The sequence below is a fragment of the Ramlibacter agri genome, from assembly GCF_012927085.1.
GTDB lineage: Bacteria > Pseudomonadota > Gammaproteobacteria > Burkholderiales > Burkholderiaceae_C > Ramlibacter > Ramlibacter agri.
In genome coordinates, this window is the sequence record NZ_JABBFX010000004.1 from 181,039 (window position 1) to 194,604 (window position 13,566).

Here is a 13,566-nt window from a genome sequence, read left to right on the forward strand (position 1 = left end):
TCATGAAGCCGGTCATGGCCCTGGTGGGCCGCCCCAACGTCGGCAAGTCGACGCTGTTCAACCGGCTGACCAAGTCGCGCGACGCCATCGTGGCGGATTTCGCCGGGCTCACGCGCGACCGCCACTATGGCAACGCCAAGCACGGCGAGCACGAGTTCATCGTCATCGACACCGGCGGCTTCGAGCCGACGGCGGAGTCGGGCATCTACAAGGAGATGGCCAAGCAGACGAAGCAGGCCGTCGCCGAAGCGGACGTGGTGGTCTTCGTCGTCGATGCCCGCGCGGGCCTGTCCGCGCAGGATTACGACATCGCCAACTACCTGCGCAAGCTGGGCAAGCCGGCGGTGCTGGCCGCCAACAAGGCCGAAGGCATGCAGGAAGGCCCGCAGCTGGCCGAGTTCTACGAGCTGGGCTTCGGCGAGATCAACCCGGTCTCCGCCGCGCACGGCCAGGGCATCCGCAGCCTGGTGGACGCCGCGTTCGCCCACCTGCCGCCGCCGGAAGAGGACGAGGCCGCCGAGGCGCAGCAGGCCGGCATCATCAAGCTGGCCGTCGCCGGCCGCCCCAACGTCGGCAAGTCCACGCTGATCAACGCCTGGCTGGGCGAAGAGCGCCTGGTGGCCTTCGACCTGCCGGGCACGACGCGCGACGCCATCAGCGTGCCGTTCGAGCGCAGCGGGCAGAAATTCGAGCTGATCGACACGGCCGGCCTGCGCCGCAAGGGCAAGGTGTTCGAGGCCATCGAGAAGTTCTCCGTGGTGAAGACGCTGCAGGCCATCGAGTCGGCCAACGTCGTGCTGCTGCTGCTGGACGCCACGCAAGGCGTGACCGACCAGGACGCGCACATTGCCGGCTACATCCTCGAATCGGGCCGTGCCGTGGTGCTGGCCGTGAACAAGTGGGATGCGGTGGACGAGTACAACCGGGAGCTGGTGCGCAGGCAGATCGAAGTGCGCCTGCCGTTCCTGAAGTTCGCCGAACTGCACTTCATCTCGGCGCAGAAGCGCCAGGGCCTCGGCCCGCTGTGGGGCTCGATCGCGCAGGCCCACAAGTCGGCCATGACCAAGATGTCCACGCCGGTGCTCACGCGCCTGCTGCAAGACGCGGTGCAGTTCCAGACGCCGAAGCGTTCGGGCATGTTCCGGCCCAAGCTGCGCTACGCGCACCAGGGCGGCATGAACCCGCCGGTGATCGTGGTCCACGGGAACTCCCTTGAGCACGTGACCGATGCGTACAAGCGTTTCCTGGAAGGCCGGTTCCGCAAGGAGTTCAACCTGGTCGGGACGCCCTTGCGCATCGAAATGCGGACCAGCAAGAACCCCTACGCCGATAAAGACTAGGGAAGAGGGCAGCGCAGGCTGCCGGCCCCGCCTAACGGTCTTGAAAAACCGGCAAACGGCAGCAGATCAGCTGTCGGGGGCGACCGCACAGCGCCCCTTGCTGTGGTAATGTGCAATCTCCAACAACGCTTGAACACGGAGCATATCGTGAGTAATAAAGGGCAGCTACTACAAGACCCCTTCCTGAACACCCTGCGAAGGGAACATGTTCCGGTGTCGATTTACCTCGTCAACGGCATCAAGCTCCAGGGCCAGATCGAATCCTTCGATCAATACGTCGTGCTGCTGCGTAATACCGTCACCCAGATGGTCTACAAGCACGCGATCTCCACCATCGTCCCGGGCCGCGCCGTGAATTTCTCGGCGGCCGAAGCGAACGAAGGCACCCCGACCTGAGCGCCTTTCCCCGCTTACCGCTGCCGGCGGGCGCCACCTGCATTCCTGAATATTGGTAGCCGCTTTGCCAGCAACCTCCGAGCGCCCGGTCGCCGCCACCATCCTGGTCGGCGTCGACCTGGGCCTTCCCCATTTCGATTCCGAACTCGAGGAACTGGGCCAGCTGGCCCAGACCGCCGGCCTGGAGCCGGTGGCCCGCGTGACCTGCAAGCGCAAGGCGCCCGACGCCGCGCTGTTCGTGGGCAGCGGCAAGGCCGACGAGATCAAGCAGCTTGCCGTGGAAACCGGCGCCAGCGAGATCCTGTTCGACCAGGCCCTGAGCCCCGGGCAGCAGCGCAACCTGGAACGCCACCTCGGCCTGCCGGTCAACGACCGCACGCTGCTGATCCTGGAGATCTTCGCCCAGCGCGCCCGCAGCCATGAGGGCAAGCTGCAGGTGGAGCTCGCCCGCCTGCAGTACCTCAGCACGCGGCTGGTCCGGCGCTGGTCGCACCTGGAGCGCCAGACCGGCGGCGCCGGCGTGCGTGGCGGCCCGGGTGAGAAGCAGATCGAACTGGACCGCCGCATGATCGACGAATCGATCAAGCGCACCCGCGAGCGCCTCGTGAAGGTGAAGCGGCAGCGCGCGACGCAGCGGCGCCAGCGCGAACGGCGCGAGACCTTCACCATCTCGCTGGTCGGCTACACCAACGCCGGCAAGTCGACGCTGTTCAATGCGCTCGTGAAGGCGCGCGCCTATGCGGCCAACCAGCTGTTCGCCACGCTCGACACGACCACCCGCCAGCTGTACCTCGGCGAAGCGGGGCGTTCGGTGTCGCTGTCGGACACGGTCGGCTTCATCCGCGACCTGCCGCACGGCCTGATCGACGCCTTCCAGGCGACCCTGCAGGAGGCGGCCGACGCCGACCTGCTGCTGCACGTGGTGGACGCGGCCAACCCGCACCATTCCGAGCAGATCGAGGAAGTGCAGCGCGTGCTGCACGAGATCGGCGCGGCCGACGTGCAGCAGCTGATCGTCTTCAACAAGATCGACGCGCTGCCGCCCGAGCGCCAGCCGCAACGCATGGTCGACCGCTTCGAGGTCGAAGGCAGGCAGGCGCCGCGCGTCTTCGTGAGCAGCCAGACCGGCGAGGGCCTGCCTGCCTTGCGCGGCGAACTGGCGCGCATCCTGGCAGAGCGCGCTCCGCTTGAGCCGGCGCAAGCCGAAACCTCAGCCTGAACGGGCACAATGCGCTTGCCGACAACAAGAGTACGCACCGAATGAAGCTTCTTTCGCGAAGCCTGGTCCCGGCCGGCCTGCGTGGCCGCCTGAGGGGGATGTTCAATCTGAACGATCCCCGCTGGGGCCGTGGCGAGGACAAGAATTCCGGCGACGACCGGAACCAGGGCAAGGGACCGAACCAGGGCCCGCCGGACCTCGACGAGCTGTGGCGAGATTTCAATCGCAAGCTCGGAGGCCTCTTCGGGGGCCGCAAGGGCGGCGGCTACGGCGGCGGCAACGGCAACTTCCAGCCGGACATGAAGAGCGCCGGCGTCGGCGCGGGCCTCATCGCCATCGTGGTGGTCATCATCTGGATGGGCACCGGCATCTTCATCGTGCAGGAAGGGCAGCAGGCCGTCATCACGCGCTTCGGCAAGTACAGCGCCACGGTCGGCGCGGGCTTCAACTGGCGCCTGCCGTACCCGATCGAGCGCCACGAGGTGGTGCAGGTCACGCAGATCCGCTCGGTGGACGTGGGCCGCGACAACGTCGTGCGCGCGACCGGCCTCAAGGAGTCGGCGATGCTGACCGAGGACGAGAACATCGTCGAGATCAAGTTCGCCGTGCAGTACCGCCTGAACAACGCGCGGGCCTGGCTGTTCGAAAGCAAGAACCCGCAGGAAGCGGTGGTGCAGGCCGCCGAGACCGCGGTGCGCGAAGTCGTCGGCAAGATGCGCATGGACTCGGCGCTGGCCGAGGAGCGCGACCAGATCGCGCCGCGCGTGCGCGCCTTGATGCAGAGCATCCTGGACCGCTACAACATCGGCGTCGAAGTCGTCGCCATCAACCTGCAGCAAGGCGGGGTGCGCCCGCCCGAGCAGGTGCAGGCGGCCTTCGACGACGTGCTGCGCGCCGGCCAGGAGCGCGAGCGCGCCAAGAACGAGGCGCAGGCCTATGCCAACGACGTGATCCCGCGCGCCGCCGGCGCCGCTTCGCGCCTGCAGCAGGAAGCCGAGGGCTACAAGGCGCGCATCGTCGCGCAGGCCCAGGGCGACTCGCAGCGCTTCAAATTGCTGCTGGCCGAGTACCAGCGCTCGCCACAGGTCACGCGCGACCGCCTCTATATCGAGGCCATGCAGAACATCTACAGCAACGTCACCAAGGTGATGATGGAATCGCGCGCGGGCGGCAACATGCTGTTCCTGCCGCTGGACAAGATCATCCAGCAGGTGTCGAACCAGGGCGCTGCCGCGAGCAGCGCGCCGGCTGCCCCGGCGCCGGATACCGCGCCGCCGGCAGCCTCGAGCTCCGGCTCCCTGCCGCCCGCCGCCGGCGACGCGCGCACCCGCGACAACGGCCGCAGCCGCGAGCGCGAGACGCGCTAGGACACCGCCATGAACAGGATAGGATTCATCGTCACTTCGCTGCTGGTGGCCGTCGCGCTGCTCAGCTCCATGCTGTTCGTCGTCGACCAGCGCCAGTTCGGCGTCGTCTACGCTTTCGGCCAGATCAAGGACGTGATCACCACGCCCGGCCTCAACTTCAAGCTGCCGCCGCCCTTCCAGAACGTCAGTTACCTGGACAAGCGCCTGCTGACGCTGGACAGCGTGGACACCGAGTCCATGCTGACGGCGGAGAAGCAGCGCGTCGTGATCGACTGGTTCGTGCGCTGGCGCATCAGCGACCCGTCGCAGTACATCCGCAACGTGGGCCTGGACGAAGCCGCCGGCGCCAGCCGCCTGAACAGCGTGGTGCGCAGCGCCTTCCAGGAGGAAGTGAACCGCTTCACCGTGCGCGAGCTGCTGTCGGTCAAGCGCGAGCAGATCATGGCCGACGTCAAGCGCGAAGTGCTGGAGGTGGTGAAGGGCGCCAAGCCCTGGGGCGTCGACATCGTCGACGTGCGCATCACCCGCGCCGACTACGTCGAAGCCATCACCGAGTCGGTCTACCGCCGCATGGAAGCCGAGCGCAAGCGCGTGGCCAACGAGCTGCGCTCCACGGGCGCCGCCGAGGGCGAGAAGATCCGCGCCGACGCCGACCGCCAGCGCGAGGTGATCGTGGCCAACGCCTACCGCGACGCGCAGAAGGTGAAGGGCGAGGGCGATGCCCAGGCCGCGGCGCTCTACGCCGAGGCCTTCGGCCGCGATCCCGCGTTCGCGCAGTTCTATCGCAGCCTCGAGGCCTACAAGTCCAGCTTCAACAAGAAGAGCGACGTGATGGTCGTGGACCCGAACGGCATCGAGTTCTTCCGCGCCTTCCGCAACGGCGGCAACGCCGCTCCCGCCCCGGCCGCGCCGCACCGCTGAAGCCGGTGAGCTCGCAGGTGTTCTGGGCCGCGCTGGCCCTGATGCTGGTGTTCGAAGGCTTGTTCCCCTTCCTGTCGCCGGGCGGGTGGCGCAAGACCTTCGAGAAGCTGCTCTCGCTGCGCGACGGGCAGCTGCGCTTCTTCGGGCTGGTGAGCATCCTGCTGGGGCTGGTCGCCCTCTGGGCGACCCTCTGAAGGCTACCGGGGCCCGACCCCGGTAGAATCACGTTTTTAACAGCCCCCGCATTCCCATGTCCGCCTGGGTCCTGCCGGATCACATCGCCGATGTGTTGCCTTCCGAGGCCCGGCACATCGAAGAACTGCGCCGCGAATTGCTGGATACAGCCCGTGCCTACGGCTACGAGCTGGTGATGCCGCCCATGCTGGAGCACCTGGAGTCGCTCCTCACGGGGACCGGCGAAGCCCTGGACCTGCAGACCTTCAAGCTGGTCGACCAGCTGTCCGGCCGCATGCTGGGCCTGCGCGCCGATACCACGCCGCAGGTCGCCCGCATCGACGCCCACCTGCTGAACCGCCCCGGGGTCACCCGCCTGTGCTACTGCGGGCCGGTGCTGCACACTCGTCCCGACCGCCCGCACGCCACCCGCGAGCCGCTGCAGTTCGGCGCCGAGATCTACGGCCATGCCGGCCTGGAAGCCGACGCCGAAGCGCTGCTGCTGGCCCTGGACTGCCTGCGCGCCACCAAGGTCGCGCCGCTGACCGTGGACATGGCTGATGCCCGCATCGTGCGCGCGCTGGTCGCTGGCCTGGGCCTCGACGCCCCGCGCCTGGCGGCGCTGCACGCCGCCCTGGCGACCAAGGACGCGACCGAGCTGGCCGCGCTGACCAAGTCCTTCCCGGCCGCCGAAAGCGCCGCGCTGCAGGCCCTGATCGGCCTTTACGGCGACGCCAAGGTGCTGGCCGAGGCCGCCCAGGTGCTGCCCGCCACGCCGGCCATCCGCGAAGCGCTGGAGCAGCTGAAGTGGCTGGCCAGCCGCGTGGAAGGCGCCGCGGTCCGCTTCGACCTGGCCGACCTGCGCGGCTACGCCTACTACAGCGGCGTGCGCTTCGGCATCTACACGCCGGGCGCCAGCGACGCGCTGGTGCGCGGTGGCCGCTACGACGAGGTGGGCGCGGTGTTCGGCCGCAACCGCCCCGCCGTCGGCTTCAGCCTGGACGTGAAGGAACTCGTCGGCGTCGCTGAAAACCGTCCGCTGAAGGCCGCCATCCGCGCGCCCTGGCTGGACAGCGGCGCGGCGGATGCCGCCGAACTGCGCGCGTCCATCGCCGCGCTGCGCCGCTCCGGCGAGACCGTGGTCTGCGCATTGCCGGGCCACGAGAGCACGGTGGATGAATTCCGCTGCGACCGCGAACTGGCCCGTGACGCCGCCGGCCGCTGGGCCGTCCGCGCCCTCTGAACCCCCTACCAACTTTTCCGCGAAGAGCAATCATGACGAAGACGACAGGCCGCAACGTGGTCGTGGTCGGCACCCAGTGGGGTGACGAAGGCAAGGGCAAGCTGGTCGACTGGCTGACCGAGATGGCGCAGGGCGTGGTCCGCTTCCAGGGCGGCCACAACGCCGGCCACACGCTGGTGATCAACGGCGTCAAGACGGCGCTGCACCTCATCCCCAGCGGCATCATGCGCCCGGGCGTGAAGTGCTACATCGGCAACGGCGTGGTGCTGTCGCCGGCCAAGCTGCTGGAAGAGATCGAAGGCCTGGAGAAGGCCGGCGTCGAAGTGCGCTCGCGCCTGCGCATCTCCGAAGCCTGCCCGCTGATCCTGCCCTTCCACGCCGCGCTGGACGTCGCGCGCGAAGCCGCCCGCGAAAAGGGCGGCACCGAGAAGATCGGCACCACCGGCCGCGGCATCGGCCCGGCCTACGAGGACAAGATCGCCCGCCGCGCGCTGCGTGTGCAGGACCTGAAGCACCCCGAGCGCTTCGCCGCCAAGCTGAAGGACTTGCTGGACCTGCACAACTTCGTGCTGACGCAGTACCTGCACGCCCAGCCGCTGGACTACCAGACGGTGCTGGACGAGGCGCTGAAGCACGGCGAAATCATCCGCCCGATGATGGCCGACGTCTCGCGCGAGCTGAACGAAGGTTACCTGCACGGCGACAACCTGCTGTTCGAAGGCGCGCAGGGCACGCTGCTGGACGTGGACCACGGCACCTACCCCTACGTCACCTCCAGCAACTGCGTGGCCGGCAATGCGGCCGCCGGCGCCGGCGTCGGCCCCGGCATGCTGCACTACATCCTGGGCATCACCAAGGCCTACTGCACCCGCGTGGGCGGCGGCCCGTTCCCGACCGAACTCGATTGGGAAAAGCCCGGCACCGTGGGCTACCACCTGTCCACCGTGGGCGCGGAAAAGGGCGTCACCACCGGCCGCTCGCGCCGCTGCGGCTGGTTCGACGCCGCGCTGCTGAAGCGCAGCGCCCAGGTGAACGGCCTGTCCGGCCTGTGCATCACCAAGCTGGACGTCCTGGACGGCCTGAAGGAGCTGAAGCTGTGCACCGGCTACGAGCTCGATGGCGAGCACATCGACATCCTGCCCATGGGCGCCGACGAGATCGCCCGCTGCCAGCCGGTGTACGAGACGCTGGAAGGCTGGACCGATTCGACCGTGGGCGTGACCCAGTACGACAAGCTGCCGGTCAACGCCCGCCTGTACCTGCAGCGGATCGAGCAGGTGACCGGCGTGCCGGTCGATATCATCTCGACCAGCCCGGATCGTGATCACACGATCATGATGCGCCACCCCTACCTCGCCGATTAAAGGAACACCAGGCATGTTGACGGAAGACGGCAAGCACCTGTACGTCAGTTACGACGAGTACCACAACCTCTGCGAGAAGCTCGCGATCAAGGTGCACCAGTCGGGCTGGGAATTCGACACCATCCTGTGCCTGGCCCGCGGCGGCATGCGCCCGGGGGACATCCTCTCGCGCATCTTCGACAAGCCCCTGGCGATCATGTCGACCAGCTCCTACCGCGCCGACGCCGGCACGGTGCAGGGCCACCTGGACATCGCCCACTACATCACCACGCCGCGCGGCGAGATCGCGGGCAAGGTGCTGCTGGTGGACGACCTGGCGGACTCGGGCCACACCCTGCACAAGGTGGTGGAGATGCTGCGCACCAAGTACGCCAAGATCACCGAGCTGCGCAGCGCGGTGATCTGGACCAAGGGCCTGTCCACCTTCACGTCGGACTACTCGGTGGACTACCTGCCCACCAACCCCTGGATCCACCAGCCCTTCGAGACCTACGACTCGATGCGGCCGGAAAAGCTGATCGAGAAGTGGAAGATCTGAGATGAGAAAGCGGCCCGCGGGCCGCTTTTTTCATGGGCGGCGCGGTGATTGCGGCGCCAGCGAGAGCTCCCGCGCGGGCGGCTGCGCTTTCTGCAGCCGCGCGGTGAGCAGTTCCGCGGCGTACTGCAGGCGCTTCAGGTCCTGCTCGCCGACGCCTTCGCGCGGCTGGAAGCTGAAGCAGCACAGGGTGCCGAAGGTGGCACCGTCACGCGCGGCGACCGGCGTGCTGAGGTGCGTGCCGATGGGGAAGGGCGGGGCCGGCACCTTCTTCGCCGCCACGAAGGGCCGGGCGTCGTGCACCAGTCGCGGCAGGCGGCCGTCCACCACGTGCTGGCACCAGCTCTCCTCCAGCGGGTCCGACGCCCCGGGCCGCAACACGTTCACGCCCGGGCGGTGCTCCACCCGCAGGATGGTGCGGCGGCCGTCGCCAAAGCGCGACACGAAGACGACGTCCATCCCCATCTTTTCGCGCAGGAGCTTCAGCACCTCCTGCACGTGGCCGTCCACCGCTTCGTCGGCGGTGTCGGCGGTGGCGACCAGCAGTTCGGCGATCTGCACATCGAGGTCATCGGGGGAGTAATCCAGCAGCATGCTTTTGTTTGGTTTTCCAGCGGCGATAGGATAACGGCCATGACCAAGCCCGTGACTGAGCTGATTCACCATCCTTACCTGCCTCCGGCAGGATTTCACGCGCCGCAGCCCGGCGTGTACAAGGCCTCGACGGTCATCTTCCCCAACGTCGCCGCCATGCGGGCGCGCGACTGGAAGCACAAGAACGGCTACACCTACGGCCTGCACGGCACGCCCACGACCTTCCTGCTGGAGGAGCGCATCGCCGCCCTGGAGCACGGCGAGCAGTGCGTGCTGGTGCCCAGCGGCCTCGCCGCCATCGCCAACGTGGACCTCGCGCTGTTGCACGCGGGCGACGAGTTGCTGCTGCCGGACAACGTCTACGGCCCGAGCAAGGCCCTCGCCAACGGCGAGCTGAAGAACTGGGGCATCACCCACCAGCTGTACGACCCGATGAAGCCGGCCGACCTGGAGGCGCGCATCGGGCCCAAGACGAAGCTGGTGTGGGTGGAAGCCCCGGGCTCGGTGACGATGGAGTTCCCGCCCCTCGGCGAGCTGGCCCGGGTCTGCAAGGCCAAGGGCGTCCTGTGCGCCCTGGACAACACCTGGGGCGCGGGGCTGGCCTTCGATGGCTTCGCCGCCGGCGCCGACATCGTGGCGCAGGCCCTCACCAAGTACCCCAGCGGCGGCGGCGACGTGCTGATGGGAAGCATCGTCACGCGCGACCAGGAACTGCACGAGCAATTGAAGCTGACGCACATGCGCCTGGGCTGGGGCGTGGCGGGCAACGACGCCGAGGCGGTGCTGCGTTCGCTGCCCAGCCTGGACGTGCGCTATCGCGCCCAGGACCGCGCCGCGCGCGAGCTGGCGCGCTGGCTGCGCGGGCGCGTGGAGGTGGCGCAGGTGCTGCATCCGGCCCTGAGCGGCTCGCCCGGCTACGAGAACTGGAAGGCGCTGTGCGGCATCGACGGCCTGGCCGCGGGCCTGTTCTCCGTGGTGTTCGACGGCCGCTTCCAGGCGGCGCAGGTCGACGCCTTCTGCGACCGCCTGAAGCTGTTCAAGCTCGGTTATTCCTGGGGCGGCCCGATCAGCCTGGTGGTGCCCTACGACATCCCCGCCATGCGCACCGCGCAGTTGGGGACCTGGACGCAGCCGGGCATCCTGGTGCGATTCTCCGTGGGCCTGGAGGCCGTGGAAGACCTGCGGGCGGACCTGGAGCAGGCCCTCGAGGCGCTGCGCGGCAAATCGTGAACGAAGCCCTGCCGCCGGCCGCTCCGGCCCTGCCGCACGTGCGCAGGCTGGCGTTCGGCGCGCCGCTGGCCTGGCTGGCCCGCGGCGCGCGGGACCTGCGGCGGCAGCCGGGGATCGCGCTGTTCTACGGCGCCTGCTTCTGGGCGATGGCAGCGGTCCTGGCGGCGGTGTTCCGGAGCAAGCCGGAATACACGATGACCATCGTCTCCGGCTGCCTGCTGGTGGGGCCTTTCCTGGCGATGGGCCTCTACGAAGTCAGCCGGCGGCTGGAACGGGGCGAGCGGCCCGACTTCGGCTCGTCGCTCACCTGCTGGCAGCGCCACCTGGGGAGCATGGGCCTGCTGGTCCTGGTGCTGACCTTGCTGGAGCTGCTGTGGGGCCGCGCCTCGCTGGTGGTGTTCGCGGTGTTCTTCGACACCGGCATGCCGTCGACGGCCAGCGTGCTGCAGGCGGTGTTCAACCCGCGCAACTGGGAGTTCCTGGCCGTCTACCTGGTGGTGGGCGGCTTGTTCGCGGCCCTGGTCTTCTGCACCACCGCGGTCTCGATCCCGATGATCCTGGACCGCGACACCGATGCCATCACGGCGGCCCTCACCAGCTTCCAGGCCGTGTTGCAGAACGCGGGTGCGATGCTGCTGTGGGGCGCGCTGGTCGTGGCGCTCACGCTGCTGGCGCTTTGGCCCTGGAGCCTGGGGCTGCTGGTGGTCGGCCCGTGGCTGGGGCACGCCACCTGGCATGCCTATCGCGACGCGGTGACCTGGGATTAGGAAACGAGGGTCCGCGCGAGTTCGGCCATCGCTTCCGGCGTGCGGTCCCGCGGCGCGATCACTGGCGCGTCGCCGAAGCTCTTGAAGTTCCGCGCGGTCGAACTCGCATAGCCCGGGTCGTAGTGCTTCACCAGCAGCTCGCGCACCACGTCCTCCACCTGTCCCGCGCGCACCTGGGCCTGCCACGACTTCACCTGTTCGCGGCCACGCAACTGCACCAGCGCTTCCAGCCGGGCGCAGAAGAACTCCGGGTCCTGCGCGAAGAAGGCGTAGTCCTCCAGCAGCAGCTTCACGCGCTCGTCCTCGGACAGCTCCAGGCGCAGGCAGGCGCTCGCCCGCATGGCCGTGATCAGCGCTTCCGGCACCGCCAGGTTGCCGACCTTGCGGCTCTCGCTCTCGACGAACACGGGGCGCGCCGGGTCGAAGCCGCGCAGCTTCTCCCAGACCAGGGTATCGAAGCGCTTCTGCGTCGGCTGCGGCTGCCCGGGGATGAGCCCCAGCACCGAGCTGCGATGGCTGGCCAGCGCCTCCAGGTCCAGCACTTGCGCGCCGGCGGCTTCCAGGGCCTGCAGCAGGCGCGTCTTGCCGGAGCCGGTGGGGCCGCAGACCACGCGGTACTGCAGCTTTTGCGCGAGCGCCGGCAGGTCCGCCAGCACCGCCGCGCGGAAGGCCTTGTAGCCGCCTTCCACCAGGTGCACGCGGAAGCCGATCTGCCCCAGCACCAGCGCCAGCGAGTTGCTGCGCTGGCCGCCGCGCCAGCAGTACACCAGCGGCTGCCAGCCCTTGGGCTTGTCCATCACGCCGGCGGCGATGTGGCGCGAGATGTTCGCCGCCACCAGGTGGGCGCCGCGCTTGCGCGCCTCGAAGGGGTTGACCTGCTTGTATAGCGTGCCGACCTCGGCGCGCTCGGCGTCGTTCAGCGAGGGCCAGTTGATCGCGCCTGGCAGCCGGTCTTCGGCATACTCCGACTCGCTGCGCGCGTCGATGACCGCGTCGAAGCCGCCCAGGCGCGCGATGGCCTCGGCGGCAGGAATGTTCACCACGCTCATTTCAACTGCTTCTTCAGTTCCGGCCAGACGTTGTCCAGGATCAGCGGATGCGCCTCTTCCTTGGGGTGGATGCGGTCGGCCTGGAACATGCGCAGGCCGTCCGGCACGTCGGCCACGTTGTGCAGCAGGAAGGGCACCAGCCCCGCCTTGTTGTCCTTAGCCACCTTGGGGAACACCGCGCCGAAGCGCTGCGTGTAGTCGCTGCCGTAGTTGGGCGGCACCTGCATGCCCACCAGCAGCACCCGGGCGCCGGCCTTCTGCGCCGCCTGCGTCATGGCGTTCAGGTTGTCCTCGGTCATCGCCAGCGGCAGCCCGCGCAGGGCGTCGTTGGCGCCCAGCTCCAGGATCACGTGGGTGGGCTTCAGCTGGTTCAGCAGCCCGGGCAGGCGCGAGCGGCCGCCGGCCGTGGTGTCGCCGCTGATGCTGGCGTTGACCACCTTGGCGGGGATTTTCTCCCTGGCCAGCCGCTGCTCCAGCAAAGCCACCCAGCCGCTGCCCCGCTTCAGGCCATACTCGGCGCTGAGCGAGTCGCCCACGACCAGGATGACCGGCGGGGCGCCCGGCGCCGCGGCGGAGGCACCCGCGTAAGCGGCTGCTAATCCAGCCGCGATAAAGTCACGCCGCGTCCAAGCCGCAGAACGCATGTCCGAACCCATCATCTCCATCCAGCACGTCTACAAATCCGTCACCGATTCCACGGGGACGCTCGACATTCTCCGCGATATCGATTTCGCCCTGGCGCCGCGGGAAACCGCGGCCATCGTAGGCGCCTCGGGCTCGGGCAAGAGCACGCTGCTGTCGATCATCGCCGGCCTGGACACGCCCACCCGCGGCCGGGTGTTGCTGGCCGGCCAGGACCTGTTCACGCTGGACGAGGACGAGCGGGCGGCGCTGCGGGCCCGCCAGGTGGGTTTCGTGTTCCAGAGCTTCCAGCTGATGGGGAACCTGACGGCGCTGGAAAACGTGATGCTGCCGCTGGAACTGGCCGGCCGGCGCGACGCCCGCAAGGCTGCCGCCGAGATGCTGGCCCGGGTCGGGCTGTCCGAACGGCTGGGGCACTACCCCCGCGTGCTTTCGGGCGGCGAACAGCAGCGCGTGGCGCTGGCCCGCGCCTTTGTCGTGCAGCCGGCCGTGCTGCTGGCCGACGAGCCGACCGGCAGCCTGGACTTCGCCACCGGCGAGACGGTGATGAACCTGATGTTCGACCTGAACCGGGAACAAGGCACGACCCTGGTGCTGGTGACGCACGACCGCGGCATCGCCGAGCGTTGCGACCGCCGCATCACCATCGACGCCGGACGGGTCGGCAGCGACACCGGCGCGATCACCGCATAGCGCCCCACCCGCCGGGAGGGGGCCCGGGGGCG

General features: G+C 68.8%; 15 protein-coding genes. 12 read left to right on the forward strand and 3 right to left on the reverse strand.

Annotated elements, in window-relative coordinates; all coding sequences use genetic code 11:
• Positions 1-2 precede the first annotated feature (2 nt).
• The 9 genes from der to HHL11_RS30750 all read left to right on the forward strand — a co-directional run bounded on the left by der (position 3) and on the right by HHL11_RS30750 (position 8,562).
• Positions 3-1,340, forward strand: a complete 1,338-nt coding sequence (der, locus tag HHL11_RS30710; protein ID WP_169422441.1) for a ribosome biogenesis GTPase Der — start codon at positions 3-5, stop codon at positions 1,338-1,340.
• 147 nt (positions 1,341-1,487) lie between these two features.
• Positions 1,488-1,736: an RNA chaperone Hfq gene (gene hfq / locus HHL11_RS30715; RefSeq protein WP_425355232.1), complete on the forward strand. Its 249-nt coding sequence runs from the start codon at positions 1,488-1,490 to the stop codon at positions 1,734-1,736.
• A 64-nt stretch (positions 1,737-1,800) separates the two neighbouring features.
• Positions 1,801-2,955, forward strand: coding sequence for a GTPase HflX (gene hflX / locus HHL11_RS30720; protein WP_169422443.1), 1,155 nt, complete (start codon positions 1,801-1,803; stop codon positions 2,953-2,955).
• Positions 2,956-2,996: 41 nt separating this feature from the next.
• A complete protein-coding gene (gene hflK / locus HHL11_RS30725) occupies positions 2,997-4,322 on the forward strand; it encodes an FtsH protease activity modulator HflK (RefSeq protein ID WP_169422444.1) in 1,326 nt (441 codons plus the stop codon).
• Between the two features lie 9 nt (positions 4,323-4,331).
• On the forward strand, positions 4,332-5,243 hold the full coding sequence (hflC, locus tag HHL11_RS30730; protein WP_169422445.1) for a protease modulator HflC: 912 nt from the start codon (positions 4,332-4,334) through the stop codon (positions 5,241-5,243).
• 5 nt (positions 5,244-5,248) lie between these two features.
• Entirely contained in the window at positions 5,249-5,437 is a 189-nt protein-coding gene (locus HHL11_RS30735; RefSeq protein ID WP_169422446.1) for a DUF2065 family protein, read from the forward strand.
• A gap of 56 nt (positions 5,438-5,493) precedes the next feature.
• Positions 5,494-6,660: an ATP phosphoribosyltransferase regulatory subunit gene (locus HHL11_RS30740; RefSeq protein ID WP_169422447.1), complete on the forward strand. Its 1,167-nt coding sequence runs from the start codon at positions 5,494-5,496 to the stop codon at positions 6,658-6,660.
• 32 nt (positions 6,661-6,692) lie between these two features.
• The gene (locus tag HHL11_RS30745; RefSeq protein ID WP_169422448.1) at positions 6,693-8,024 is read left to right on the forward strand and encodes an adenylosuccinate synthase; all 1,332 of its coding nucleotides are present in this window, start codon (positions 6,693-6,695) and stop codon (positions 8,022-8,024) included.
• A gap of 13 nt (positions 8,025-8,037) precedes the next feature.
• Positions 8,038-8,562 carry a phosphoribosyltransferase gene (locus tag HHL11_RS30750; RefSeq protein WP_169422449.1) on the forward strand — a complete coding sequence of 175 codons (525 nt, stop codon included), beginning with the start codon at positions 8,038-8,040 and terminating at the stop codon, positions 8,560-8,562.
• 30 nt (positions 8,563-8,592) lie between these two features.
• On the opposite strand, the gene HHL11_RS30755 is transcribed toward HHL11_RS30750, so the two are convergent.
• Complete coding sequence (locus tag HHL11_RS30755) at positions 8,593-9,153, reverse strand: GAF domain-containing protein (protein WP_169422450.1); 561 nt, start codon at positions 9,151-9,153, stop codon at positions 8,593-8,595.
• Between the two features lie 39 nt (positions 9,154-9,192).
• Here HHL11_RS30755 and HHL11_RS30760 point away from each other — a divergent pair, with 39 nt between their 5' ends.
• Both HHL11_RS30760 and HHL11_RS30765 read left to right on the forward strand, forming a co-directional pair.
• Positions 9,193-10,383: a PLP-dependent transferase gene (locus HHL11_RS30760; RefSeq protein ID WP_169422451.1), complete on the forward strand. Its 1,191-nt coding sequence runs from the start codon at positions 9,193-9,195 to the stop codon at positions 10,381-10,383.
• On the forward strand, positions 10,380-11,150 hold the full coding sequence (locus tag HHL11_RS30765; RefSeq protein WP_425355231.1) for a DUF2189 domain-containing protein: 771 nt from the start codon (positions 10,380-10,382) through the stop codon (positions 11,148-11,150). Before HHL11_RS30760 ends, HHL11_RS30765 begins: the two co-directional genes overlap by 4 nt.
• Here the strand turns inward: HHL11_RS30765 and mnmH are convergent.
• The gene (gene mnmH / locus HHL11_RS30770) at positions 11,147-12,199 is read right to left on the reverse strand and encodes a tRNA 2-selenouridine(34) synthase MnmH (RefSeq protein ID WP_169422452.1); all 1,053 of its coding nucleotides are present in this window, start codon (positions 12,197-12,199) and stop codon (positions 11,147-11,149) included. The two genes, HHL11_RS30765 and mnmH, sit on opposite strands and share 4 nt — an antisense overlap.
• Positions 12,196-12,843 (reverse strand): arylesterase, encoded by a 648-nt coding sequence (locus HHL11_RS30775; protein ID WP_169422453.1) that lies wholly within the window; start codon positions 12,841-12,843, stop codon positions 12,196-12,198. Before HHL11_RS30775 ends, mnmH begins: the two co-directional genes overlap by 4 nt.
• Between HHL11_RS30775 and HHL11_RS30780 the strand changes: the two genes are divergently transcribed.
• Positions 12,842-13,534, forward strand: coding sequence for an ABC transporter ATP-binding protein (locus HHL11_RS30780; RefSeq protein ID WP_169422454.1), 693 nt, complete (start codon positions 12,842-12,844; stop codon positions 13,532-13,534). The two genes, HHL11_RS30775 and HHL11_RS30780, sit on opposite strands and share 2 nt — an antisense overlap.
• Positions 13,535-13,566: the final 32 nt, after the last annotated feature.